General features: G+C 60.1%; 17 protein-coding genes and 1 pseudogene. 8 read left to right on the forward strand and 10 right to left on the reverse strand.

Annotation, left to right across the window (positions count from 1 at the left end; translation table 11 throughout):
* Window positions 1-28: 28 nt before the first annotated feature.
* Window positions 29-805: pseudogene (locus AACY30_RS27480) on the reverse strand (PAS domain-containing protein); the annotation flags it as partial.
* Window positions 806-877: 72 nt separating this feature from the next.
* Window positions 878-2,518, reverse strand: a complete 1,641-nt coding sequence (locus tag AACY30_RS14135; RefSeq protein WP_339540507.1) for a methyl-accepting chemotaxis protein — start codon at window positions 2,516-2,518, stop codon at window positions 878-880.
* 273 nt (window positions 2,519-2,791) lie between these two features.
* Here AACY30_RS14135 and AACY30_RS14140 point away from each other — a divergent pair, with 273 nt between their 5' ends.
* Window positions 2,792-3,265 (forward strand): thiol-disulfide oxidoreductase DCC family protein, encoded by a 474-nt coding sequence (locus AACY30_RS14140; RefSeq protein ID WP_339540508.1) that lies wholly within the window; start codon window positions 2,792-2,794, stop codon window positions 3,263-3,265.
* Entirely contained in the window at window positions 3,252-4,790 is a 1,539-nt protein-coding gene (locus AACY30_RS14145; RefSeq protein ID WP_339471508.1) for a cryptochrome/photolyase family protein, read from the forward strand. The genes AACY30_RS14140 and AACY30_RS14145 overlap by 14 nt, the downstream gene beginning before the upstream one ends.
* 93 nt (window positions 4,791-4,883) lie before the next feature.
* On the opposite strand, the gene AACY30_RS14150 is transcribed toward AACY30_RS14145, so the two are convergent.
* Window positions 4,884-5,414 (reverse strand): ferritin-like domain-containing protein, encoded by a 531-nt coding sequence (locus AACY30_RS14150; RefSeq protein WP_065874325.1) that lies wholly within the window; start codon window positions 5,412-5,414, stop codon window positions 4,884-4,886.
* A 176-nt stretch (window positions 5,415-5,590) separates the two neighbouring features.
* Here AACY30_RS14150 and AACY30_RS14155 point away from each other — a divergent pair, with 176 nt between their 5' ends.
* Window positions 5,591-6,481, forward strand: coding sequence for an esterase/lipase family protein (locus AACY30_RS14155; protein WP_339540509.1), 891 nt, complete (start codon window positions 5,591-5,593; stop codon window positions 6,479-6,481).
* Window positions 6,482-6,500: 19 nt separating this feature from the next.
* Here AACY30_RS14155 and AACY30_RS14160 read toward each other — a convergent pair whose 3' ends face one another.
* Entirely contained in the window at window positions 6,501-7,376 is an 876-nt protein-coding gene (locus AACY30_RS14160) for a DMT family transporter (protein WP_339471510.1), read from the reverse strand.
* A 97-nt stretch (window positions 7,377-7,473) separates the two neighbouring features.
* Between AACY30_RS14160 and AACY30_RS14165 the strand changes: the two genes are divergently transcribed.
* From AACY30_RS14165 to AACY30_RS14175, 3 genes are all read left to right on the forward strand, one after another.
* Window positions 7,474-8,262, forward strand: a complete 789-nt coding sequence (locus AACY30_RS14165) for an AraC family transcriptional regulator (RefSeq protein ID WP_339471511.1) — start codon at window positions 7,474-7,476, stop codon at window positions 8,260-8,262.
* Between the two features lie 70 nt (window positions 8,263-8,332).
* Window positions 8,333-8,635 (forward strand): PsiF family protein, encoded by a 303-nt coding sequence (locus tag AACY30_RS14170; protein WP_339415711.1) that lies wholly within the window; start codon window positions 8,333-8,335, stop codon window positions 8,633-8,635.
* 194 nt (window positions 8,636-8,829) lie between these two features.
* Entirely contained in the window at window positions 8,830-9,843 is a 1,014-nt protein-coding gene (locus tag AACY30_RS14175) for an AI-2E family transporter (protein ID WP_339415712.1), read from the forward strand.
* 255 nt (window positions 9,844-10,098) lie between these two features.
* Here the strand turns inward: AACY30_RS14175 and AACY30_RS14180 are convergent, their stop codons facing one another.
* Entirely contained in the window at window positions 10,099-11,367 is a 1,269-nt protein-coding gene (locus tag AACY30_RS14180; protein WP_339471512.1) for an Hsp70 family protein, read from the reverse strand.
* A gap of 238 nt (window positions 11,368-11,605) precedes the next feature.
* Between AACY30_RS14180 and AACY30_RS14185 the strand changes: the two genes are divergently transcribed.
* Window positions 11,606-12,544: a DnaJ C-terminal domain-containing protein gene (locus AACY30_RS14185; protein WP_339471513.1), complete on the forward strand. Its 939-nt coding sequence runs from the start codon at window positions 11,606-11,608 to the stop codon at window positions 12,542-12,544.
* Window positions 12,545-12,625: 81 nt separating this feature from the next.
* The gene (locus AACY30_RS14190) at window positions 12,626-19,612 is read left to right on the forward strand and encodes an NEL-type E3 ubiquitin ligase domain-containing protein (RefSeq protein ID WP_339540510.1); all 6,987 of its coding nucleotides are present in this window, start codon (window positions 12,626-12,628) and stop codon (window positions 19,610-19,612) included.
* Between the two features lie 3 nt (window positions 19,613-19,615).
* Here the strand turns inward: AACY30_RS14190 and ureC are convergent, their stop codons facing one another.
* The 5 genes from ureC to ureA form a co-directional block, all read right to left on the reverse strand.
* On the reverse strand, window positions 19,616-21,316 hold the full coding sequence (gene ureC, locus AACY30_RS14195; RefSeq protein ID WP_339471517.1) for an urease subunit alpha: 1,701 nt from the start codon (window positions 21,314-21,316) through the stop codon (window positions 19,616-19,618).
* A gap of 116 nt (window positions 21,317-21,432) precedes the next feature.
* Window positions 21,433-21,738, reverse strand: coding sequence for an urease subunit beta (locus AACY30_RS14200; RefSeq protein ID WP_339415718.1), 306 nt, complete (start codon window positions 21,736-21,738; stop codon window positions 21,433-21,435).
* Window positions 21,735-22,268 carry a GNAT family N-acetyltransferase gene (locus AACY30_RS14205; RefSeq protein ID WP_339471518.1) on the reverse strand — a complete coding sequence of 178 codons (534 nt, stop codon included), beginning with the start codon at window positions 22,266-22,268 and terminating at the stop codon, window positions 21,735-21,737. The genes AACY30_RS14200 and AACY30_RS14205 overlap by 4 nt, the downstream gene beginning before the upstream one ends.
* 5 nt (window positions 22,269-22,273) lie before the next feature.
* Window positions 22,274-22,786: a GNAT family N-acetyltransferase gene (locus AACY30_RS14210; RefSeq protein WP_339427233.1), complete on the reverse strand. Its 513-nt coding sequence runs from the start codon at window positions 22,784-22,786 to the stop codon at window positions 22,274-22,276.
* Between the two features lie 10 nt (window positions 22,787-22,796).
* Complete coding sequence (gene ureA, locus AACY30_RS14215) at window positions 22,797-23,099, reverse strand: urease subunit gamma (protein ID WP_339415724.1); 303 nt, start codon at window positions 23,097-23,099, stop codon at window positions 22,797-22,799.
* Between the last annotated feature and the right edge of the window lie 63 nt (window positions 23,100-23,162).

Genomic DNA, 23,162 nt, shown 5'->3' on the forward strand with positions numbered 1-23,162 from the left:
GGGCGGCTTCACTGACGGCTTGTTCACGGGCCACTTGGTCGGTGACAACCGTCGCAAACTTAACGACCTTGCAGAGTGTGCCTTCGGTGTCGTACACCGGGTTATAAGTCGCCTCTAGCCATACGGTCTGACCGCGACTGTCAATTCGTTCGAAGCGGCCAGCAACAAATTCACCCTTGTTCAACGTTGACCAAAAATCCTTGTAGTTCTGCGACGAGGTTTCTTCTGGCTTGCAGAAAATACGGTGGTGACTGCCTTTCGCTTGGCTCAAGTTGTAGCCCATGGCTTTTAAGAACTGATCATTCGCGGTGAGCACATGCCCGGATAGATCGAACTCGATCACCGCCGTCGAACGCAGCAGCGCCTCAATGAACGAGGCGTTTTCCGAGGCTTTTTCTACGCGGGACGTAATGTTGGTCGCATAGCAAGCGATATGACTTAACAGGCCAGTCGCATCGGTTATGGGCTGCCAATGAGCATGAATCCACACTAACGAACCGTCAGCATGCAGGTAACGGTATTCGTCAGAGATCGATTTACCTGCGGCGATGGCGGCTCGAAAGTTGTGAAAGCACGGCAGCTTGGAGACGTACTGGGGGACGATATCGGCCATGGCACGGCCCAGAAGCTGATTCTGGGTATAGCCCAAGGCCTGTGCGAAGTTGTCGTTGCAGGCGGTAATTTTAAATGTCGAATCGATACTCAACGTCAGCATTTCATGGCTGAGTCCATCACGCAGTTGTCGCAGCTGCGCCAGCTCGGCTGTCTGAGATTGAAGCTGGTTCTTGATTTTGGTATTGAACATGGGGGAAACCGCCTGTTGGGTCTTAATAAGGCTATCGGCAAAGTCAGCCGCTTGTTGAGTCCTTTGTGACGCCTAAGCAGCGTTGAAAAACGCAACTTTCGCAGTAAGGCGATCCGCCAACTGCGCGAGTTCCATGCTCGCCGTTGCCACTTGGCGTGAGCCGGTGGCGGACTGCACGGTGGAACCGTGAATACGGTTGATGTTTTGCGCCACGTCTTCGGCCACGCTGTTCTGCTGCGAGGAGGCACTGGCGATTTGGGCGTTCATGTCGCTGATCGCACCCACCTGCTCGCTAATCTTGGCTAACGCACTCTGCGCCCTGCGGGTTTGCGCCACGCTTTGGCTTGCCAGCTCGCAGCTGTCACGCATGGTTTGCGAGGCGGTTTCAGTGCCCACTTGCAGCGTGCTGATCATCTTCCGAATTTCCTCGGTCGACCGCTGAGTCCGGTTGGCCAGCGAGCGCACCTCATCGGCGACTACCGCAAACCCGCGCCCATGTTCTCCAGCCCGCGCAGCCTCAATGGCGGCGTTCAGGGCCAGCAAGTTGGTTTGCGCAGCGATGGCGTTGATAACATCGATCACTGACTCGATCTTTTCGCTGTGTTTGGACACCTGGTTCACGGTGCCTGTGGTCTGCTCCAGCGTGACGGCCAGTTGTTCGATGGCCAGTGTGGTGCTAGCCACCAATCGATTGCCGCTTTCCACTTCTATATCAGCCAACCGGGACGCCTCAGCTGCCTGCGCGGCATACCCTGAGACTTCATTCACCGTTGCCGCCATTTGCGTGATGGCGGTGGCCACCTGCTCGGCTTCACGGGTTTGCAGGCTAATCTGGTCATTGTTGGCCGATGAGGTGGCAGACAATTGAGTCGACGAGTGATTGACCTCTTGGGCCGCCCTGCGCACTTGCTGGATAGTCTCTGCCAGGTGGCTAAGTGCGTCTTTTAATACGCCCATCACGCTATTGGGGTACTTCGTGGCAATCGTCTGATTCAGATCACCCGCAGCCAACCGCGCGATGGCTAATGCAACTTCCGTAGGCTCTGCGCCCAGCGTGGAGTTGACGAAGCGAATAATCACCGCCGACAACATAATGCTCAACAACAGGGCAATGCCGGTCGCGATGATCATCAGCGTACTGAACTGGCTGGCAGTGGCTTGCACCGCACCAAGCTTCGCCTTGATTGACGCCTCTTCATAGTCGATCAGCGCATTCACGCGCTTGAGCCACTCGCTGTATTCCAAAGACGTTTGACGCATCAGCAGCGCTTGGGCTCCCGGAATATCGCCCGCTTGGCGCAGGGAGATTATCGCCTGGGTAGATGTCAGGGTTTGTTGTTCAATGGCCTTGATCGCGCTCAGTAATCGAACCTCTTCGGCGGTCACGCTGGTGCCCTTGAACAGCTGGTCCATAGGGGCCGCCGAGTCGGAGTAGGCCTTTTCCAGGGCTCGAATCTCATCCAAGTGTTTTTCCAGGTCCGCTTTGTTCGCCACCAGCACCGCATCCCGGATCGCAATGGCACGGTTATGCACGCTGCCACGGAAATTGATTGCGTAGCGCTGTACCTTCGCAGCGTTTTCGCTGACGTCGCCCAAGGTGGAATCAATAAACGCCACGCGCTGAATGCTGATGGCAGTGATCACTACGAGAAGCGCCAGTATGGCTGCGAAGCTCAGCCCTATACGTGTGGCCAACGAAAGCGTGTTTTTCATGGCTAGCTCGGAAATTCGCCCTGCACTGGGCTGAGTTGGTGCGGATGACGCGAACGGTGCTATTAGCCGCTCACGTTGAGTTCATTGACGATAAGTCGGCGTAATAGGGTCCATCCAGTTAGCAATACTCACTGCGTTGATAGCTATGTGCTATCAGGTGAGGTCGCCGAGCAGGCTCGATCAAAAAACTAAATTCACAGCGGCGTGGGTGCCCGTTGTCAGCGATGGATTTTGAGCATATCGTGGCATAAAACTTATACAGAGTGCATGTAATTGTACAAGAATTCGCGGTGGCCACTGACGCTTTATTTTGAGGGTGAGTGCCCACTTTGCGCTCGAGAAATCAAGCTTCTGAGTGCGCGCGCTATACCCGATCGCCTTCTGTTTGTGGATATCAGCGATGCTGCCTTCGACGCCAACGCGCTGGGGTTCACGCGTGCACAAATGGAGGCATCACTGCGCGCCAGGTTTGACGATGGAACCTGGGTCACTGGGCTGGACGCTACGCTCTGGAGCTGGCGAGCAGCGGGGCTCGGTATCTGGGCAGCACCGTTATCGTGGCGGTTAACCCGGCCATTTCTTAACGTGGGCTATCGTCTTTTTTGCCGCTGGCGTCCGCATTTGGCCTGGCTGCCTCATCCGGATGGCAGCGTTCGCTGTCGCGGTGGGCGCTGTGCAGTGCCAGCCCCCCAAACCACTCCTGGCAGCCGGACGTCGCCGGTCAGAGTTATTGATGAAGAACGCTAACCGTTTGTGCCTGATCCTCGGTGATCAGCTATCGTTCGATCTCGCCTCATTGCAGGGCTTGGATGCCCAAAGCGATACCGTGCTGCTTGTCGAGGTGATGGAGGAAGCCAGCCATGTCCCTCATCATCCGCAAAAAATCACCCTGATCTTCAGCGCCATGCGCCATTTCGCCGAGACGCTGCAGCAGCGGGGCGTTCGAGTGCAGTACGTTGCGCTCGATGATCCAGACAACACGGGGTCAGTGCCGAGCGAGTTACACCGGTGGCAGGCGCTGATGCAAGCAGACGAAATACACATCACCGAATGCGGCGACTGGCGCTTGGAGCAATCGCTCAGGGACTGTGGCTTAGGCATAACGTGGCATTGCGACAGCCGTTTCCTCTGCACACGCACCGAGTTCTCCAATTGGGCACACGGCAAAAAGCAGCTGCGCATGGAATTCTTCTACAGAGAGATGCGGCGCAAGAGTGGATTGTTGCTCAATGGTGATGGCAGCCCGGTCGGAGGTGCCTGGAACTTTGATGCAGAAAACCGCAAGGCGCTACCGAAGGGGGTTAGGCCTCCCTCACCCGCCCGATTTGCGCCCGACCCGATCACCCAGGAAGTGATGGCGTTGGTGGCCAAACATTTCGCCAGTCACTACGGCTCACTCGACGCATTCGACTACCCGGTCACCCACGCCGACGCCCAGGCCCTGTGGGAATACTTTCTCGACTGGGGCTTGGCAGCCTTCGGCGACTATCAAGACGCCATGGCCAGCGACGAGCCTTTCCTGTTTCATGCCCGTATCAGCGCTGCGCTGAATATTGGCCTGCTCGATCTGCGTCAGTTGTGCGGCGATGTGGCGTCAGCCTACGAGTCGGGCAGCATTGCACTTAACGCTGCCGAAGGCTTTATTCGACAACTGATCGGCTGGCGAGAATATGTCCGAGGCGTCTACTGGCTGAAGATGCCTGACTATGCCGATGGCAATGTGTTCGGCAACACACGCTCGCTTCCAGCGTTCTACTGGACAGGCGAGACACAGATGAACTGCATGCGCCAAGCAATCAGCCAAAGCCTTGAGCATGCCTACGCTCACCATATCCAGCGGCTGATGGTCACCGGCAATTTTGCTCTGCTCGCCGGCATCGCACCGAGTCAGATTTGCGAATGGTACTTGGCCATCTACATGGACGCCTTCGACTGGGTGGAATTGCCCAATACCTTAGGCATGGTGATGCACGCCGATGGCGGTTACCTGGGCTCCAAACCCTATTGCGCAAGTGGCCAGTACATCAAGCGGATGTCCGACTATTGCCGTGGCTGCGCTTACAAGGTGAGCGAAAGCACCACCGACGATGCTTGCCCTTTCAACGCGCTGTATTGGCACTTTCTGATGCGTCACGGTGACCGCTTACGCGGCAATCAACGCATGAGCATGATTTATAAAAATCTCGACCGTATGGCTGAATCCAAACAGCAGGCACTTTGGCAGCGTGGCCAGTGGTTGCTAGACACATTGGACGCCGGTGAGTCATTTTGAAAAAAACCAACGCTGACTCACCGCCGCCCACACAGACAAAAAGGGCGCGCTGGTTATCCAGCGCGCCCTTTTTGGTATTCCGGTTTTTTGGTATTACAGGCTTTCGAGAATATCCGCCATGTCGTCGGCGTGCTCTTCTTCCTGGGCCAGGATTTCCTCGAAGAGACGGCGCGTGGTCGGATCTTTGTCACCGATGTACTGGATGATTTCACGGTAGCTGTCCACCGCGATCCGTTCGGCCACCAGGTCTTCGTAGACCATTTCCTTCAAGCTGTTACCTGCCACGTATTGAGCGTGGGAGTTTTTCGACAGCAGATCCGGGTTGAACTCCGGTTCGCCGCCCAACTGCACGATGCGCTCGGCGAGTTTGTCGGCGTGCTCGGCTTCCTGGGTGGCGTGCTCGAGGAATTCTTCTGCGGCTACATGGGCTTTTACGCCGCTGGCCATGAAGTAATGGCGCTTGTAGCGCAGTACGCAGACCAGTTCAGTGGCGAGCGAGCCGTTGAGCAAGCGGATGATTTCTTCGCGGTCGGCGTCGTAGCCTTCGGTCACGGCACCGTTTTCGACGTTCTGGCGGGCGCGTTGGCGCAGGGTTGCTACGTCAGTCAAGTTTGCTTCAGTCATCTCAATCTCCTGGTGCTAATCCGGTTTTACGCCACGCTCTAACGGCGTGATCGCTCCACATTGTGAGTGTTGGCTGAAGCAAAAAGTTTTATCGAATTTACCCTGGGCTTCATCTACATGACTTGAGGTTGGCCTACGCTGCAGGGCAACTGCTCATTTTCGAGGACGTTCGCACCATGCCGAAGTCGTTAGCCACGTGTTACCCGTTGGTGCTAGTTCCCGGCATGCTCGGTTTTGTGCGCCTGGGACTGTTTCCCTATTGGTACGGCATTGTTCCTGCACTACGCGCGGGGGGCGCCCAAGTGTATCCAGTGCAGGTGGCGCCGCTCGATTCCAGCGAAGTGCGCGGCGAGCAATTGCTGGTGCAGATCGAGCGCATCCGCCGCGACACCGGAGCCGCCAAGGTCAACCTGATCGGCCACAGCCAGGGCTCGCTCACCGCGCGATATGCGGCGGCCAAGCGACCGGAGTGGGTGGCGTCGGTGACGTCGGTGGCTGGGCCTAATCATGGTTCGGAGCTGGCCGACCATATCCACACCCATTATCCCGTCGACGGCGCCAAGGGCCGGATCATGAGCGCGCTGTTTCACCTGGTTGCCTGGGTGATGGGCGTGCTGGAAACCGGCTATCGCGGTCCGCGCTTCAAGGCGGATCTGCAGGCGTCCCATAGGTCCCTGACCAGCGCGGGTGTGGCGCTGTTCAATCAGCAATATCCACAAGGATTGCCCGAGACCTGGGGCGGGCAGGGCGCCGAAGAGGTCAATGGAGTGCGCTATTACTCGTGGTCCGGCACATTGCAGCCAGGCATCACTGACCGTGGTCGTAACCTGTTCGACGGTACGCATCGCAGTTGCCGTTTGTTCGCCCGCAGCTTTGTGCGGGAAAAGGGCCAGTGCGATGGCATGGTCGGGCGCTATAGCTCACACCTGGGGTTGGTGATCGGTGATGACTACCCCTTGGACCATTTCGATATCGTCAACCAATCGCTGGGCCTGGTGGGTAAGGGTGCCGAGCCTATTCGGTTGTTTGTCGAGCATGCACAAAGGCTCAAGGCTGCTGGGGTGTAGCTGTGAGAGCAGGCTGTGTTCAGGCATTACTGACTGGGGTAGTCCATCGCTCCGACAAAATCACCCCGCCCAACGTCAGCAAACCGCCCACCAGGTGGTACAGCGCCAACTTTTCCTTCAACACCACCGCCGCAATCAGCGCGGTGATCAACGGCAGCAAGTTGAAAAACAGCGTGGTGCGGCTCGGGCCCAAGGTCTTCACCGAATGCATCCAGGCCAGCGGCGCCAGCATCGAGGCCAGCAGGCACGCATACAGCACCAGTGGAATATTCGCCCAGCCAAGGCCGGCTTTTGCCGAGAACAGGAACAGCGGAAACAGCACCACCACGGCCACCAGCACCTGCAAATACAGCAACACCAGCGGTGGCAGGCGCAGTTGCCATTTTTTCAGCAGGGTGCTGTAGACCGCGTAGGCCAGGGTGGCGACCAGCATCATGCCGTCACCCAGGTTGACCCCGTGTTGCAGCAGTGCGCCCAGGCTGCCCGCCGACACCACCACGACTACGCCGGCAAACGACAGCACGGCACCGGTCAGTGCGCCGTAGGTCAGGCGCTGGCCAAGGCTGATGATGGCCGCCGTCAGTGCCATCAACGGCATCAGCGACAGGATAATGCCCATGTTGGTGGCGCTGGTCAGCGTAGCGGCGTAATACGCCAGGCTCTGGTACACCGCCATGCCCAGCACGCCGAGGATGAAGATCTTGCCCAGATTCGGGCGGATCAACGGCCAGTTGGCAATCACCGGCTTGAGCATGAACGGCGTAAACAGCAGCGCGGCCAGCAACCAGCGGTAAAAACCGATTTCAGCGGGAAAGATCGAGCCCACCGCCAGTTTGTTGACCACGGTGTTGCCGGCCCAGATAAAAATGGCCAGCAGGGGATAAGCGTATTGCATCGAAAGAAACCAGGCGTGTTGATGAGGCAGGATTATGCCTTGTCTGGATTGAGGCTTATACTTCGATCCAGACAAGTGACCGCTGTATCCAGACAAAATGGCCAAGCACAACGTACGCCTTCAGGATTTCCCCCAACTGCCGAGCCCGGTGTACTTGCGCTATTCGGATTTCGCCCCGGACACCGAATGCACCCCGCACCAGCATTTCTGGGGCTCGCTGGATTACTCCGCCAGCGGCGTGATGCGCATGGAAGTGGCCGGCAGCCGCTTCATGTCACCGCCGCAATACGCGGTGTGGGTGCCGCCGCACACCGAACACAGCTCCTACAACGCCGAGGCGATTGTCTACCACTCGGTGGGCCTTGCCCCGGAACTCTGCGAGGCACTGCCGCAACAGCCTTGCACCCTGGCCATCAGCGATATCCTCAAGGCCATCCTTCGCGACTTCGCACAGCGCGACGTGCATATGCCGCAGACCGCATCCGATATCCGCCTGGCCCAAGTGCTGGTGGACCAGCTCAAACAGGCGCCGATCCACGAGTGCTTTCTGCCCTACGCCCGCCACCCCGGGTTGCTCGGAGTATTGGAAGGCATGCAGACCGACCCCGCAGACAACCGCCCCCTAGCACATTGGGCCGAGCAGGTACACGTGAGCGAACGCACCCTGGCGCGTCAGTTTGTGCGCGAACTCGGCATGAGCTTTGGTGAATGGCGCCAGCGCCTGCGCTACCTGGCGGCCATCGAAGCCCTCGACAGCGAGCGCAGCGTGCAACATGTGGCATTCGACCTGGGCTACAGCACCGCCTCGGCTTTTATCGCCATGTTCCAACGCCAGGCGGGTTGTACCCCGGAGCAGTATCGGCGGACGCACATACGCAGTCGGTGAAGATGTAACAGGTTTTGACTACACTGCTGGAAGGCCGTGCTCTCCGGCACGGTAACAGGGAGAAAACTCCATGAAGATGCTGCGAATTCCGCTGTTGATGATGGGCCTGCTGTTGTGTTCCCAGGGCTTTGCCGCCACCGCCCAGCAAAACAAAATGACCACCTGCAACGCTGAAGCCTCCACCAAGACGCTCAAGGGCGACGAGCGCAAGGCCTTCATGAAAACCTGCCTGTCGGCCCCGGCGGCCAACGACGCCAAGACCCTGACCCCGCAGCAGCAGAAGATGAAGGATTGCAATGCATCGGCGAAAACCAAGACGCTGACGGGCGATGCGCGCAAAACCTTTATGAGTACTTGCCTGAAAGGCAGCTGAGTACGCGAATCCCCTGTGGGAGCGGGCTTGCTCTCGAAAGCCGTTTTTCGTTCAACACGTCAGTGACTGAACCACCGCATTCGCGAGCAAGCCCGCTCCCACACTGACCGTGTTCACAACACTAAGACCTCTCGCTTGATTTCCCCAAGGCTGGCAGACTGCCCATCCTTTAACGCCGTTCGTTTTGAGGCTGTATGCCAACGTTTTCTCAGCGTCATGTGTTGTTGCAGGCCAGCTACATCATCATTTTCGGCGGATTGCTGCTGGTACTGCCGCTCAAATTGCTGCCCAGCCTGCTGGCCGGCCTGCTGGTCTATGAGCTGGTCAACATGCTCACCCCCCAACTGCAACGGCTGATCGAAGGCCGGCGCGCGCGTTGGCTGGCGGTGGCTCTGCTTGGCACCCTGATCGTCAGCGTACTGACGCTGATCTTTGCCGGCGCCATCAGCTTCCTGCTCCACGAAGCGGAAAATCCCGGAGCATCCCTCGACAAATTCATGGGCGTGGTCGACCGCGCGCGCGGCCAACTGCCGCCGTTTCTCGATGCTTACCTGCCCGCGAGCGCTGCCGAATTCCGCGTGGCCATCGGCGATTGGCTGAGTAAACACCTGAGCGAACTGCAGCTTGTTGGTAAGGATGCCGCGCATATGTTCGTCACCCTGCTGATCGGCATGGTGCTCGGCGCGATCATCGCCTTGCAGCGCGTGCCCGACCTGACCAAACGCAAGCCCTTGGCCGCCGCCCTGTTTGATCGCCTGCACTTGCTGGTCCAGGCCTTTCGCAACATTGTTTTCGCCCAGATCAAAATCGCCGCACTCAACACCGCATTCACCGCTGTATTCCTAGCCGTGGTGCTGCCGCTGTGCGGGATTCACCTGCCGCTGACCAAAACCCTGATCGTGCTCACCTTCCTGCTCGGCTTGCTGCCGGTGATCGGCAACCTGATGTCCAACACCCTGATCACCATCGTCGCGCTGTCGCTGTCGATCTGGGTGGCGGTGGCGGCGTTGGGGTATCTGATTGTTATCCACAAGGTCGAGTACTTCCTCAACGCGCGGATCGTGGGTGGGCAGATCAGTGCCAAATCGTGGGAATTATTGCTGGCGATGCTGGTGTTTGAAGCCGCGTTTGGTTTGCCGGGGGTGGTGGCGGGGCCGATTTACTATGCGTATCTCAAGAGTGAGTTGAAGTTGGGGGGGATGGTTTAGGGGCAGTTGCGAGTGGCGAGCTGCAAGCTGCAAGTAAAAGCGGGTTTGCGTTTGCTTGGGGCCAATCGCACCCATCCCGCAACAGTTGTGCGAAGTCGTGGAGCGCTACGGCGTCACTACTGAGTAGGGGGGAAGATGTACGCAGGTCAAAATGTGCGGGCTTGCTCGCGAATGCGGTGGATCAGTCAGAGCAGCTTTGACTGACACTTCCCTGTTCGCGAGCAAGCCCGCTTCACACATTTGAACCGCAGTGTTTCAGCAGCCGTATCGCTTGCTCGCCTCAATCGCCAACCCGCTGCCGATGCTGCCAAAGATATTCCCTTCCACATGCCGCGCATTTGGCAGCATGGCCGAGATGCTGTGACGCAGTGCCGGAATCCCGCTGGAACCGCCGGTAAAGAACACCGTGTCTACCTGCGCCACACTGACCGATGCATCGTTGAGCAACTGCGTCACACTGCCGCGCACGCGCTCCAGCAAGCCGTCGATGGCCGACTCGAACAGCGCCCGGCTCAGCTCCACGCTCAGCCCCGGCTCAACCCGGTCCAGCGCCACATGGCGGCTGTTTTCATGGGTCAGCTGGATCTTGGTTTCTTCCACTTCCATCGCCAACCAGTGCCCGGCGCGCTGTTCGATCAGCTTGAACAGGCGATCGATACCGCCGGTGTCCTCGATGTCATAGCGCATGCTGCCCAACGCCAGTTGGGATTTCTGCGAGTACACCGAGTTGATGGTGTGCCAGGTGGCGAGGTTCATGTGATGGCTGGTGGGCATGTAGGCGCCACTTTTCATGCGGCTGCCGTAGCCAAACAACGGCATCATGCCTTGCAGGCTCAGTTGTTTATCGAAGTCGGTACCGCCGATGTGCACGCCGCCGGTGGCGAGGATGTCGTCGTGGCGGTTGTCGTTGTGACGACGGTCCGGCGACAGGCGCACCAGCGAGAAGTCTGACGTACCCCCGCCGATGTCGACGATCAGTACCAGCTCTTCCTTCTCGATGGTGGACTCGTAGTCGAAGGCGGCGGCAATCGGTTCGTACTGGAACGAGATGTCCTTGAAGCCGATCTTGCGCGCAACGTCGACCAGGGTGTTTTCCGCTTCCTGGTCGGCCATCGGGTCGTCATCGACGAAAAACACCGGGCGGCCCAGCACCACTTCTTCGAACTCACGGCCGGCGTTTGCTTCGGCGCGGCTCTTGAGTTGGCCGATAAACAGCGCCAGCAAGTCGGTGAAGGGCATTGCGGTGCCGAGCACGCTGGTGTCGTGCTTGATCAACTTGGAACCCAGCAGGCTCTTGAGCGAGCGCATCAGCCGGCCTTCGTAGTTTTCCAGGTATTCGTGCAGCGCCAGGCGGCCGTAGACCGGACGACGCTCCTCGAAGTTGAAGAACACCACCGACGGCAGGGTGATTTTGTCGTCCTCCAGCGCGATAAGCGTTTCCATGCCGGGACGGATCCAGCCGACGGTGGAGTTGGACGTGCCAAAGTCGATACCGCAGGCACGGGCTGGGGATGGGTTTTTCATGTCTATCAGGTTCCGGTCGAAAAACGGCCGCGCAGTGTATGCGAGTCGAAGGCGGATGCGTAGGCCGACCATCCGTTTAATCAAGCTTGAATCCTGGGGATTTGCCCCAATATCTGCTGCATACGGCAAGTGCCGAAAACATTTTGACGTACCCCCAGGCCACAAGACTCTACAGGTGCAAGACAGCGCACGTTGTGCCCCGGGCTGTGCGATCTCGATTTAGGAGGGTGAACCGCCGATGGATTTCAAAGACTACTACAAGATTCTGGGTGTCGAGCCGACGGCCGATGACAAAGAGATCAAGGCCGCGTATCGCAAACTCGCGCGCAAATATCACCCGGATGTGAGCAAGGAGAAAGACGCCGAAGCCAAGTTCAAGGACGCGTCCGAAGCCTATGAAGCGCTTAAAAGCGCCGACAAGCGCGCCGAGTACGACGAGCTGCGCAAATACGGCCAGCATGGCCAGCCATTCCAGGGCCCGCCAGGCTGGCAGAGCCGTGGTGGCTATGGCGGTGGTGGCGGCGGTGAGGATTTTTCGGACTTCTTCAGCTCCATCTTCGGCTCCCGCGGCGATGCCTTTGGTGGCGGTCAGCGTCGCCCTGCGGGGCGCAAGGGCCAGGATGTGGAGATGCAGCTCACGGTGTCGCTTGAAGAGACGCTGTCGACCGAGTCCAAGCCGATCAGCTTCCAGGTGCCGCAATACGACGCCTCGGGCCGGCATGTGAGCAATACCACCAAGAGCCTGAACGTGAAGATCCCCGCCGGCGTGGCCGACGGTGAGCGCATCCGCCTCAAGGCGCAAGGCGCGCCGGGTATTGGCGGTGGGGCCAATGGCGACCTGTACCTGATCATCAAGTTTGCGCCGCACTCGAAGTTTGAAGTGGAAGGTGAAAACCTGATCATCAACTTGCCGCTGGCACCTTGGGAGCTGGCGCTGGGCACGGAAGTGGCAGTCCCGACCCTCACCGGCAAGATCAACCTCAAGGTTCCGGCCGGCAGCCAAAATGGTCAGCGCGTGCGCGCCAAGGGGCATGGCTTGTTGAACAAGGCCGGGGAGCGCGGCTTCCTGTACATACAGCTCAAGGCCGTGATGCCCAAGCAGGCGGATGACGAGACCATCGCCCTGTGGCAGGAATTGGCGAAAAAAGCTGCGTTCAATCCACGAGAACACTTCTAAACCTTCATCGCTACATTTATCTACCGTCGAACGCCCGAGTGGGCATGATGTGCTGACGCTCCATTTCACAGGAGCGACATCATGCCCGACCTCTCGGCGACGCAGCCGGCTACTACTCAGAGCCTGCACCGCACCTTTCTTGAGCAATCAAGCCCCGCCTGGTTGATCAACGCCACCCCCGAACGTCGCACTGCCCTAAAAGCAGCCCCGGCCGCACTGCCCGACTTCTATCGCCAGGCATCGGCGTCCCAGCGCAAGACCGTGCGCGCGTGTTTCACTCAGCGCTTTACTGCACAGACCGCGCTCGACAAAGCCATGTCGACCCTGCAAGACATCGACACCTTTGCCGCCCCCTTATTGGCCAAGGCCTTGAAAGACACCTACAAGGTCGAACTGGACCTCAACACCACCTTGTTGTGCCTCAATAAACCGATCGAGGTCGGCATACTCGCCATCGAGATCAGCCGTTTCGAGGTGTCGCGCCTGCCCTTGTTGCAGGCGGCACTGCACAGTTTCGAAGCCCGTGAATGCGAAGCGGGCGCCTTTCATCATTCGTCGGGGTTTCTGGTGCCGGGGGCGAAGCCGGGCCACTTCGAAACACTTGCCACCCCGCTGACGGTGACGCAGTTCATCTGTCTGTGCCGCACGTTGGACGTGGGTGCGAAATATCAGCGCTACCTGAAAAACTGCCTGCAACCTGCCGAACCGGGGGCGGAGCAAGCGTTGCGCGACACATTCATCAGCGCCCAAAAAGCGGCCCTGGCTGCCGCAGCCGAGCAGGCACTGCTGAACAACGATATCGAGCCTGCCGATTACCGCTTGATGCAGAGCGTGATCGAAGGCTCGCTCAACCCCAAGGTCAACGGCAAGCCCGTGTGGTTTCGCGACCTTGGTTTGATGAATAAGCGCATGACCGGCTGCCTCGCCTTTGTCATCTGCGAAAAATATCGCTACAGCGACGACGTCATTCTCTACATCCCCAACGACCCGCAGCACCCGCTCAAGCGCTTTACCTGGGCGCAACTGAGGGCCACCTTCAAGCAGCGCTTTACCGCGCGCGACGCCACAGCCCCAGATGACGGTAGCCCGACGGCCTACCAGCGGTTTTTCAGCCAGTTCGTGGCTTACGGCGACCGACCTGCGTATTTCAGCCAATTCACGGAAGACGCACCGGCCCGCTCTTTTGGCGAGGCCCTGTTACCTCATGTATCGTTGTTGAAGGAGTTGGCCCAGGGCTTCAACCCCTTTCGCGTATTCACCGATATCAAGGAACTGCCACCCGGCCCACCGCCTGTCAGGGAAGCCAACCCTGACCCCTTTCTCGCGCCCACCGCGTTGACGCGCGCGGGCCACGGCATTTGGGCGGCCAACGTCGACCTGTGGCAATACCTCTTCGAGCAACACCGCGACAAAATGATCGGCGACGCGCGCTGCCATGCCGTCCCCACGGCAGACGTGGACGCGCGGGTGCGCTCGGAGAAGCTGGCGCGCTTGCTCAACATCGGCATGCTGGTGTTGAACACGGTCTCGATGTTCGTCCCGGTGCTGGGTGAAGTGATGATGGGGGTGATGGCGGGCCAGTTGTTGTACGAAACGCTTGAAGGTTCGTTGGAATGGAGTGAGGGGGATCGCCAGGCTGCCAAGGTCCACCTGGTGGACGTGGCCGAAAACCTGGCACTGCTCGGGGCGATGGCGGCAGGCGGTAAAGTCGCGGGCAAACTGCTTGCGGCCAAACCCGAACCGGTGATCGAAGCGCTGGCACCGGTGACCTTGCCTGGGGGGCAGGGGCGGCTGTGGAAACCTGCATTCGACGGCTACGAAAGCCCTGACGTATTGCTCGCGGATGCCACGCCCAACGCGGCGGGCCAGTACCATCAGGCGGGCAAGACCTACATCCGTCAGTCGGGTAAGGTCTACGAAAAAACCTACGACGAAAGCCTGCAACGCTGGCGGATCAAGCACCCTGCCGACCCCGATGCCTATCAACCGCCACTCACGCACAATGGCGCCGGGGCTTGGCGCCTGACCCATGAACAGCCGTCGAGCTGGGACCGGGTCACGCTGTTGCGCCGCATGGGGCCGGTGACGGACGGTTTCACCGATGACCAATTGTTGACCATCGCCGACATCGCTGGGGCCGGCGATCACACGTTGCGCAAAATGCACTTGGACAACCAACCGCCGCCGCCTGAAGTGGCAGATGCCTTGCGCTTGTTCAGCGTGGAGCGGGATGTGGCACAAGTGATCGAGCAAGTGAGCAGCGGCCGGGCGGTCGATGGCCGTTATCTGTATGTATTGCCACTGGTCACCGAGTTGCCGCGCTGGCCTGCGGGCAGGACGCTGCGCGTGTTTGACGGGCCGGGCCTGAGCGGACGCTCGCAGACCTATGGTGTAGAGCGCATTGACAATGCCTTGAAGCAGCGACCGACGATTCGCATCAGCCGTGCCGATGTACTGAACGGTCAATTGCCGTCGCATATCCTGGCGGCGCTGGATGAGTCGGAAGTGGTCGGCCTGCTTGGCAGCGAGCCGGCCCGGGTGCGCGATAACCGCGCATTGGAGTTCAGCAAACAACTGGCTGACTACGCCCGCACCCGCCAACCGGCAATATTCGACAGCCTGTACAGCGGCACCCGGCGCACGCCGCCAATGGTGGCCAAACTGCAACGGCTTTACCCTGGCCTGAGCGAATCCGCCGCGCATACCCTGCTCGACGACACCGACACCGAACAATTGATCCGCCTGCACGACACCGGGCGCGTGCCATTGGAGATGCAGGAGCGCGCGCGCTGGTATGTGCGCCAGGGCCGGGTCGGTCACGCGTTTGCTGGCCTGCACATGGACAACCTGACCTCGGCCGACAGCAAGCGCTTGGCCTTGCACACCCTGGGACATTTGCCGGGTTGGTCGGGCCAACTGCGACTTGAGGTGCGCGAAGGCAGCATCGACGGCGCTTTGCTTGACAGCATCGGCAGCGAGACCGCCGCGCAACGCAAATACCTGGTCAAGAAGGGGCCGCGCTACCAAGCATTCAACGAGCGCGGCGAGGCCCTTAACAGCCTCACGCAGCACGGTGATAGTTTTTACGATTCGATCATGCACGCCTTGCCGGACGATGCGCGTCAGGCGCTGGGTATGCCGCAGGTCAGCCAAAGCCTGGCGTTACGTCGGGCAATCATCGACTACGCGGTGGAGCATCGCCAGGCGTCGGCGCAGATCGTCGAAGGCCATGTGCGGGGTCAACCCTGGTTCAAACCGCCGCAGCGAATTTCGCCGAGGCTGATCGGCTACCCCGCCAGCGGTCGCGGCGAGGGCATGATGGCGTCGCTGGCCAGCCGGGTGCGGGCGGTTTATCCACAACTCACGGAGGACGAAGCCAATGGATTCATCCTCAGGCGCATGACCGCAGGAGACGACGAATCGCAAATCTACAACCTGCTCAACAATCGTATGCGCGAATGGCAAACGCTGGAGAGTACCCTCGACCAATGGGCCGGCGCGCCTTCGGCCGAATTGATGCAGGGATTTTTCGCGGCAGTGGGCGGCAAGCAACAGGTGGTTCAGGCGATCAAAGCCTGCTGGCGGCGTTCGCCCCTGGCCGAGCGAGCGCGTTTTGCCGAACTGGATATATTTACCGACGAGCCCTTACCGGCGTTGACCGCAGACTTTTCCCATGTACGCACCTTGACCCTTAACGGTCGCGGGATCACCAACGCCACGGTTGAGCAGGTGCTCGGCTATTTTCCGCAGGTTGAAACCCTCAGGCTGGTGGTCAACACTCCCGATCTGAGTGCGGTGCCCGCGACGCTGGAGCACATGCCGCACCTGACGAGTTTGAGCATCGCCTCGAACTTTCCGTTGGAACAGATGCAGATAATGCGCCTGGGCAATCTCACCGGTTTGCGGGAACTCAGCCTGGAGTGTGCGTTGACGTCCGGGCAGGTGCTGGATGTCAGCCGTCTGAGCCAACTGCGCAGGTTAAAACTCGGCAGGGGCTTCCAGTGGAGGTTCCCGACCGGCGTATTTCAATTGCCCCTGCTGGAACGTCTGGACTTTTCCAGCTCATCGATCAGTACGCTGCCGCCCGAGATGTTCCAGTCTGGGCGTGAGCGGCTGTGGTCGGGGCTGACCATGAATTGGTCGCACATCAGCCGAGAGCAGTTCCTACCGGCGTTCGCCTACGTGACCCGTCACGCCGAACACCTGTTGGACCTGGAGCAAATGGTCGGCAGTTACTGCGAGGGCGAGCTGAGCCGGCTGCAATGGCAGGGCCAGAACGAGCTGAGCTTTACGGGTCTGATGGAGCAGCGTCAGGCATTGTTCGAAGCGTTCAAGGCACAGGTGAGCGGCTTTCAGGCGCGGTTTAATGCCATGGAAGCCTTGAGCAGCGAATACGCCGAATTGAACCGCACACTGGATGACTGGAGCCACACCCTCGACACTTCGGGCGAAGGCATGCGGCGCTCCAATTTGCGCTTCACCTTGCGGGCGTGCTGGTACAACGGCCTGCTCAAGCGCTTCGGTACCGCGCAACGGTCATCAAGATTGGTCGTGCGTGCGTTGGCCGTGAGCGAACTGCCCGAGTTGGCGACGGAGGGCTTTGCCCATGTCGAGACGTTGCAACTGATCGGTGCACGCGTGCCGCCTGCACAGTTGGCCCGGTTCATCCAGAATTTTGCCAACGTGCGCACACTGGACCTCAGCGATTGCGCCCTCGTCGAGTCGCCGCTGGCGCCCGGTGCGCTGCCGTCGCTTGTGCACCTCAACCTGGCAGATAACCCGATCATCGCGCTGGATGTGAGCGCCATGCCGGGTTTACAAGCGCTTAATCTTAGCCGCACAAAACTGCAGAGTTGGCCGATCGGGGCGCAAAACCTGACGCAACTGTCTTGGCTGGATTTGCGTGATAGCCAGCTCACCCACGTGCCGCAGCTCGCTCTGGACCGCGATGGATTGGTCATTGCCAGCAACCTGACCGGGGCGCCGCTGGACCCCGCCACCCAGTCGGCATTCGCAGCGGCGCAGCAGCGGGTTGAGGACGCTTACGGTCTGGCGCATGGCGCCCTGGGCCGGTTTGCCTTGGAGGACGTTCCGGACGCGTTTCCACCGATCGAGACCGGTATGACGGTTATCCAGCGGTTACTGCCTCTGACATCGGACGCCGCAGGCCGCGCGCTATCGGTTGAGCAGCGCCTGCAACGCCTTAACCCTGCGCTGCAACCTGACGCCTTGCACGCCTGGGCACAGCATCTGCAGGCCGATGGCGCCACCGAGCTGAGCATTCACCTGCGTGTTCTGGAGTGGGAGCGCGCGTCGCAGACGTTGACCCGTGAACTGAATGATTGGATGTTTATCCGCGAAGCCCACGGTCACGGCTGGCGGGTTTCGTCCCAGACACGCCGATGGGCGGCGCAACGCATTCTTGAGTCCTGGCGCAGCAGCCTGTTGCCGGGCGAGGCCGTTGAGCGCGCGCTGCTACTGGAGGGCGTCCAGGTCGGCGATTTGCCTGGATTGCCCACCGGCTTCACCCACGTTGAAAGCTTGAACCTGACGGGCGTCAGGCTGACCGAGGACGGCTCCAACGGTTTTCTGCACGCATTTCCTCAGCTGCGTACGTTGATGCTCAACGGCAACCTGCTGGTGGAGGTGCCCGAGGCTGTCAGCCGCATGGAACATCTGCAGCGCCTGGAACTGTCGAGCAACCCACTGATAGACCCCGCGCTCCTGTACCGCGCATTGGCCACGATGCAACAACTACGATGGCTGGATCTCAGCCAGTGCAACCTGGAAACGTTCGATATGCAGGCGTTCCCGCATCTGCAAACACTCGATATTGCCAGTAACCGACTGACAGAGTGGCCCGCAGGCGTCTTGCAGCATGCGGCTTTGAACCGACTGAATCTGAGCCTCAATGAAATCGATGTAATTCCGCCCCTTGCGCTTGAGGGTGGCCATGACGCATTGATGTTCGGTACCGATCTTTCCGGCAACATGCAATTGCCGCGCGAGGCGCTGGAGCGGCTGCAAGACTATGCCGAGCGCACCGAGCGCACTCATGCGCTGGGCTTTTCCAGGCGCGAGTTGCGGCAAATGCTTGAGGAACTCGACAGCCCGACGGGCAGCGAAGACGAGGACGCGCAGGCCGAACCCGACGAAGTGCTTGAACCCGTGCAAACCACGCCAGCAGAGCGCGATCCGTGGTTTGAAACACTGGAACCTGAAACGCTGCAAGAACATCGCGGGCTTTGGGATCAGTTAGAGGCGGAGCCGGACAGCGCGGCGTTTTTTAATCTGCTGAAGATGTTGCAGCACACCAAGGAGTTCAGTGTGGCTCGCGCCGACCTGACACGACGCGTATGGCGGGTACTCAAGGCCGCGGGCGCTGACACTGAGCTGCGGCAAACCCTGTTCGGCATCTCTAATACTCATGGCACCTGCGTCGACGGACGTATTCTTACCTTCAGCGGCCTGGAGGTGAAGGTTTACGAGCACGACACTCTGCTTGGGATCGACCCGTCGCGGCTGGATCTCAAGGGGCCGGCACTGTTGAAACTGTCCCGGCAATTGTTTCGGCTAGGGCAGGTTGAAGCGTTGGCGTCCGCAGAAATTGCACGGCGTGCCCACCCGGACGAGGCCGAGATTCGCCTGGAATACCGTGTGGGATTGCAGTCCAGACTGGACCTGCCGGGCCAGCCCGCGCATATGAACTATGGCATGCCGCTCCCGAGGCAGCGGCTGGATGCTGCGGTCCAGAGCGTATTGGCCGCGGAGAGCACCCAGGCGTTTTTCCACGAACTGGTCGCGCGCGGCTACTGGGTTGATTACTTACAGCAGAAATACCCCGAGACGTTCGCGCAGTGGCAGCGCAGCCGTGACTCGAGGCTGGATGCACTGGAAAGCGCCCATCCACAGTTCGATCAGGATTACACGAATGCCTTGAACGCGCTCTACAGGCAGGTGGAGCAGGAGCGTTATCAAACCCTGCTCGACTTGTCGCAACGTGAGGTGGTGGCCCAGGCCGGGGACCAGCCTGGGCCATCGCGGGCTGAAGTGCAGCCGCTGGGCTGACATTCAAAACAGGAAATACCGCTGGGCCATCGGCAGCACATCTGCTGGCTCACACCACAGCAACACACCGTCGGCCTTGACCTGATAAGTTTGCGGGTCGACTTCAATATCCGGTAGGTAATCGTTGTGGATCAAGTCGGTTTTCTGCACGTCGCGGCAGCCCTTGACCACGGCGATCTGCTTTTTCAAACCCAGGGCTTCGGGCAAGCCTGCGTCCTGTGCGGCCTGGCTGATAAAGGTCAGGCTAGTGGCGTGCAGCGAGCTGCCAAAGCTGGCGAACATCGGGCGGTAGTGCACCGGCTGCGGCGTGGGGATCGAGGCGTTGGCGTCGCCCATCAGGCTTGAGGCAATCGCGCCGCCCTTGAGGATCAGGGTCGGCTTGATGCCAAAGAATGCCGGGCGCCACAGCACCAGATCGGCCCATTTGCCGACTTCGATGGAACCGACGATATGGCTGACGCCGTGGGTGATCGCCGGGTTGATGGTGTACTTGGCGATGTAGCGCTTGGCGCGGAAGTTGTCGTTGCCGGGGCCGTCGCCGGGCAGGGCGCCGCGCTGTTTTTTCATTTTGTCGGCGGTCTGCCAGGTGCGCGTGATCACCTCGCCCACGCGGCCCATGGCCTGGCTGTCGGAGCTGATCATCGAGAATGCGCCGAGGTCGTGCAGGATGTCTTCGGCGGCGATGGTCTCGCGGCGGATGCGGCTTTCGGCGAAGGCCACGTCTTCGGCAATGCTCGGGTCGAGGTGATGGCAGACCATCAGCATGTCCAGATGTTCGTCGATGGTATTGCGTGTGAACGGCCGCGTCGGGTTGGTGGAACTGGGGAGCACGTTGGGGAAGCCGCAGGCCTTGATGATATCCGGCGCGTGCCCCCCACCGGCACCCTCGGTGTGGTAGGTGTGGATGGTGCGGCCCTTGAGCGCGGCCAATGTGGTTTCGACAAAGCCGGACTCGTTGAGGGTGTCGCTGTGGATCGCCACCTGCACATCGTATTGGTCGGCGACGCTCAGGCAGTTGTCGATGCTCGCGGGCGTGGTGCCCCAGTCTTCGTGCAGCTTCAAACCGATAGCGCCGGCCTTGACCTGTTCGATCAACGGCTCCGGCAGGCTGGCGTTGCCCTTGCCGGTAAAGCCGATGTTCATCGCAAACGAATCGCTGGCCTGGAGCATGCGCGCCAGGTGCCAGGGCCCGGAGGTGCAGGTGGTCGCGTTGGTGCCGGTGGCCGGGCCGGTGCCGCCGCCGATCATGGTGGTGACGCCGCTGGTCAGTGCTTCTTCGATCTGCTGCGGGCAGATGAAATGCACATGGCTGTCGATGCCGCCGGCGGTGAGGATCATGCCCTCACCGGCGATCACTTCGGTACTGGCGCCGATGGCCATGGTCACGCCGGGCTGGATGTCCGGGTTGCCTGCCTTGCCGATGGCGTGGATGCGCCCGTTCTTCAGGCCGACATCGGCCTTGACGATGCCCCAGTGGTCGATGATCAACGCGTTGGTGATCAGTGTGTCGACGACTTCATGGGCGAGTAATTGGCTTTGACCCTGACCGTCGCGGATGACCTTGCCGCCGCCGAATTTGACTTCTTCGCCGTAGACGGTGAAGTCCTGTTCGACTTCCACGAACAGGTCAGTGTCGGCCAGGCGGACCTTGTCACCGACGGTGGGGCCGTACATGTCGGCATATGCCTGACGGGTGATTTTCATAGCCTCGGTCCTCGGATATGAGCTGCGAGCTTTAAGCTGCGAGCTTCAAGAAAAAGCAGGTGTGGCGCCACAAGCTGCTCTTTCTTGCAGCTTGCAGCTTGATGCTTGCAGTCGACCTAAAGCTCGCCCATGACTCTTCCCGCAAACCCATAAACTCGCCGCATTCCGCTCAGGTCGACGAGCTCGACAGTCCTCGCCTGCCCCGGCTCAAACCGCACCGCCGTTCCCGCCGGAATATTCAAGCGCATGCCACGGCTTGCCGCGCGGTCAAACGTCAGCGCGTCATTGGTCTCGAAAAAATGGTAGTGCGAACCCACCTGGATAGGCCGGTCGCCGCTGTTGGCCACACTGAGGGTGACGGTGCGCCGGCCCACGTTGAGTTCGATGTCGCCAGGCTGGATCTGATATTCGCCAGGAATCATGCAGGTTGCCCCAGGGTCTTGAAGTAGATAGCGGTCGGGCTGTAGCGCCCGTCCGGGCTTTGGCAGTAGTCGGGCAGTTCGCCGATCTTGGTGTAGCGCAGCGACTGGTAGAAGGCTTCGGCGCCGGAGCCAGCCTCGGTGTCCAGGTACAGCAGGCCACGTTTGTGCTGGCGGGCAGCGAGTTCCAGGGTGTTCATCAGTTGCTGGCCCAGGCCATGGCGCCGTGCGCGGCTGTGCACCAGCAGTTTTTGTACTTCGGCGCGGTTCAGGCCGTTGGCTTTCTGGCACAGCGCCAACTGCACGCTGGCGATGACCTGCTCGTCGCGCACCACCACCCACAGCAGCAGGCTGGCGTCTTCAATACTCGCCTGCACGCCGTTCAGATAAGCACGCGCTTGAGCCTCATCGAAATCGGCCATGAAACCCACTGAAGCACCATGCTTGACCGCGTCCAGCAACAGCTCGATCAAGCCCTGGCGGTAGTGGGCAAAACTTTCAGCATGGACTCGACGCAGTTGAGCCGCGTTCATCGATGTCACTCCTGGGGCGGTTCTGCGCCCGGATTCAAGGCAAGCTGCATAAAGGTGAGGTCGAGCCAGCGGCCAAACTTGATACCCACTTGCGGCATCTGCCCGGTGGTGATGAACCCCAGGCGTTCATGCAGGCGGATCGAGGCCTGGTTGCTGCTTTCGATGGCGGCGACCATCACGTGTTTGCCGCAGGTGCGCGCGCGTTCGATCAAGCCTTCCATCAGGCGCGGGCCCAGGCCCTTGCCGCGTTGGTCGCTGCGCACATACACCGAGTGTTCGACGCTGTAGCGGAAGCCCTCGAACGGGCGCCAGTCGCCAAACGCGGCGTAGCCCGTGACTTCGCCGTTTTCCACCGCCACCAGGACCGGATATCCCAGAGCCTGGCGCGCGCTGAACCAGGCTTTACGGTTGGCCAGGTCCACCGGTTGTTCGTTCCAGATCGCCGTCGTATTCAGCACCGCATCGTTGTAGATGTCGCGAATCGCAGGCAGGTCCTGCTCGGTTGCATCACGAATCATGGCCGGCCTCTTACGCAATGGGTTGGTGGACGGTGACCAGCTTGGTGCCGTCGGGGAAGGTGGCTTCGACCTGGACATCCGGGATCATTTCCGGGATGCCTTCCATCACCTGCTCGCGGCTGAGCAGGGTGGTACCGTAGTGCATCAGCTCGGCCACGGTGCGGCCGTCGCGGGCGCCTTCCATCAAGGCGGCGCAGATGTAGGCGATGGTTTCCGGGTAGTTGAGCTTCACCCCGCGCGCCAGGCGGCGCTCGGCTACCAGGCCGGCGGTGAAAATCAGCAGTTTGTCTTTTTCCCGTGGGGTCAGGTCCATGGTTCAAGGTCTCTCTTAGGCAGCATTCTTATCAACAATGGAGATCCCGTGTGGGGGCGAGCA

It is taken from the genome of Pseudomonas sp. RA_5y_Pfl1_P24, assembly GCF_963970945.1.
GTDB lineage: Bacteria > Pseudomonadota > Gammaproteobacteria > Pseudomonadales > Pseudomonadaceae > Aquipseudomonas > Aquipseudomonas tritici.

Coding starts and splice junctions, on each gene's coding strand:
- AACY30_RS14210 (WP_339427233.1), bottom strand. CDS start 22,786: ATGATTCGTGATGCAACCGAGCAGGACCTGCCTGCGATTCGCGACATC.
- AACY30_RS14160 (WP_339471510.1), bottom strand. CDS start 7,376: ATGCAATACGCTTATCCCCTGCTGGCCATTTTTATCTGGGCCGGCAAC.
- AACY30_RS14170 (WP_339415711.1), top strand. CDS start 8,333: ATGAAGATGCTGCGAATTCCGCTGTTGATGATGGGCCTGCTGTTGTGT.
- AACY30_RS14190 (WP_339540510.1), top strand. CDS start 12,626: ATGCCCGACCTCTCGGCGACGCAGCCGGCTACTACTCAGAGCCTGCAC.
- AACY30_RS14155 (WP_339540509.1), top strand. CDS start 5,591: ATGCCGAAGTCGTTAGCCACGTGTTACCCGTTGGTGCTAGTTCCCGGC.
- AACY30_RS14150 (WP_065874325.1), bottom strand. CDS start 5,414: ATGACTGAAGCAAACTTGACTGACGTAGCAACCCTGCGCCAACGCGCC.
- AACY30_RS14135 (WP_339540507.1), bottom strand. CDS start 2,518: ATGAAAAACACGCTTTCGTTGGCCACACGTATAGGGCTGAGCTTCGCA.
- AACY30_RS14200 (WP_339415718.1), bottom strand. CDS start 21,738: ATGATTCCTGGCGAATATCAGATCCAGCCTGGCGACATCGAACTCAAC.
- AACY30_RS14185 (WP_339471513.1), top strand. CDS start 11,606: ATGGATTTCAAAGACTACTACAAGATTCTGGGTGTCGAGCCGACGGCC.
- AACY30_RS14180 (WP_339471512.1), bottom strand. CDS start 11,367: ATGAAAAACCCATCCCCAGCCCGTGCCTGCGGTATCGACTTTGGCACG.
- AACY30_RS14205 (WP_339471518.1), bottom strand. CDS start 22,268: ATGAACGCGGCTCAACTGCGTCGAGTCCATGCTGAAAGTTTTGCCCAC.
- AACY30_RS14165 (WP_339471511.1), top strand. CDS start 7,474: ATGGCCAAGCACAACGTACGCCTTCAGGATTTCCCCCAACTGCCGAGC.
- AACY30_RS14145 (WP_339471508.1), top strand. CDS start 3,252: ATGAAGAACGCTAACCGTTTGTGCCTGATCCTCGGTGATCAGCTATCG.
- AACY30_RS14175 (WP_339415712.1), top strand. CDS start 8,830: ATGCCAACGTTTTCTCAGCGTCATGTGTTGTTGCAGGCCAGCTACATC.
- ureC (WP_339471517.1), bottom strand. CDS start 21,316: ATGAAAATCACCCGTCAGGCATATGCCGACATGTACGGCCCCACCGTC.
- ureA (WP_339415724.1), bottom strand. CDS start 23,099: ATGGACCTGACCCCACGGGAAAAAGACAAACTGCTGATTTTCACCGCC.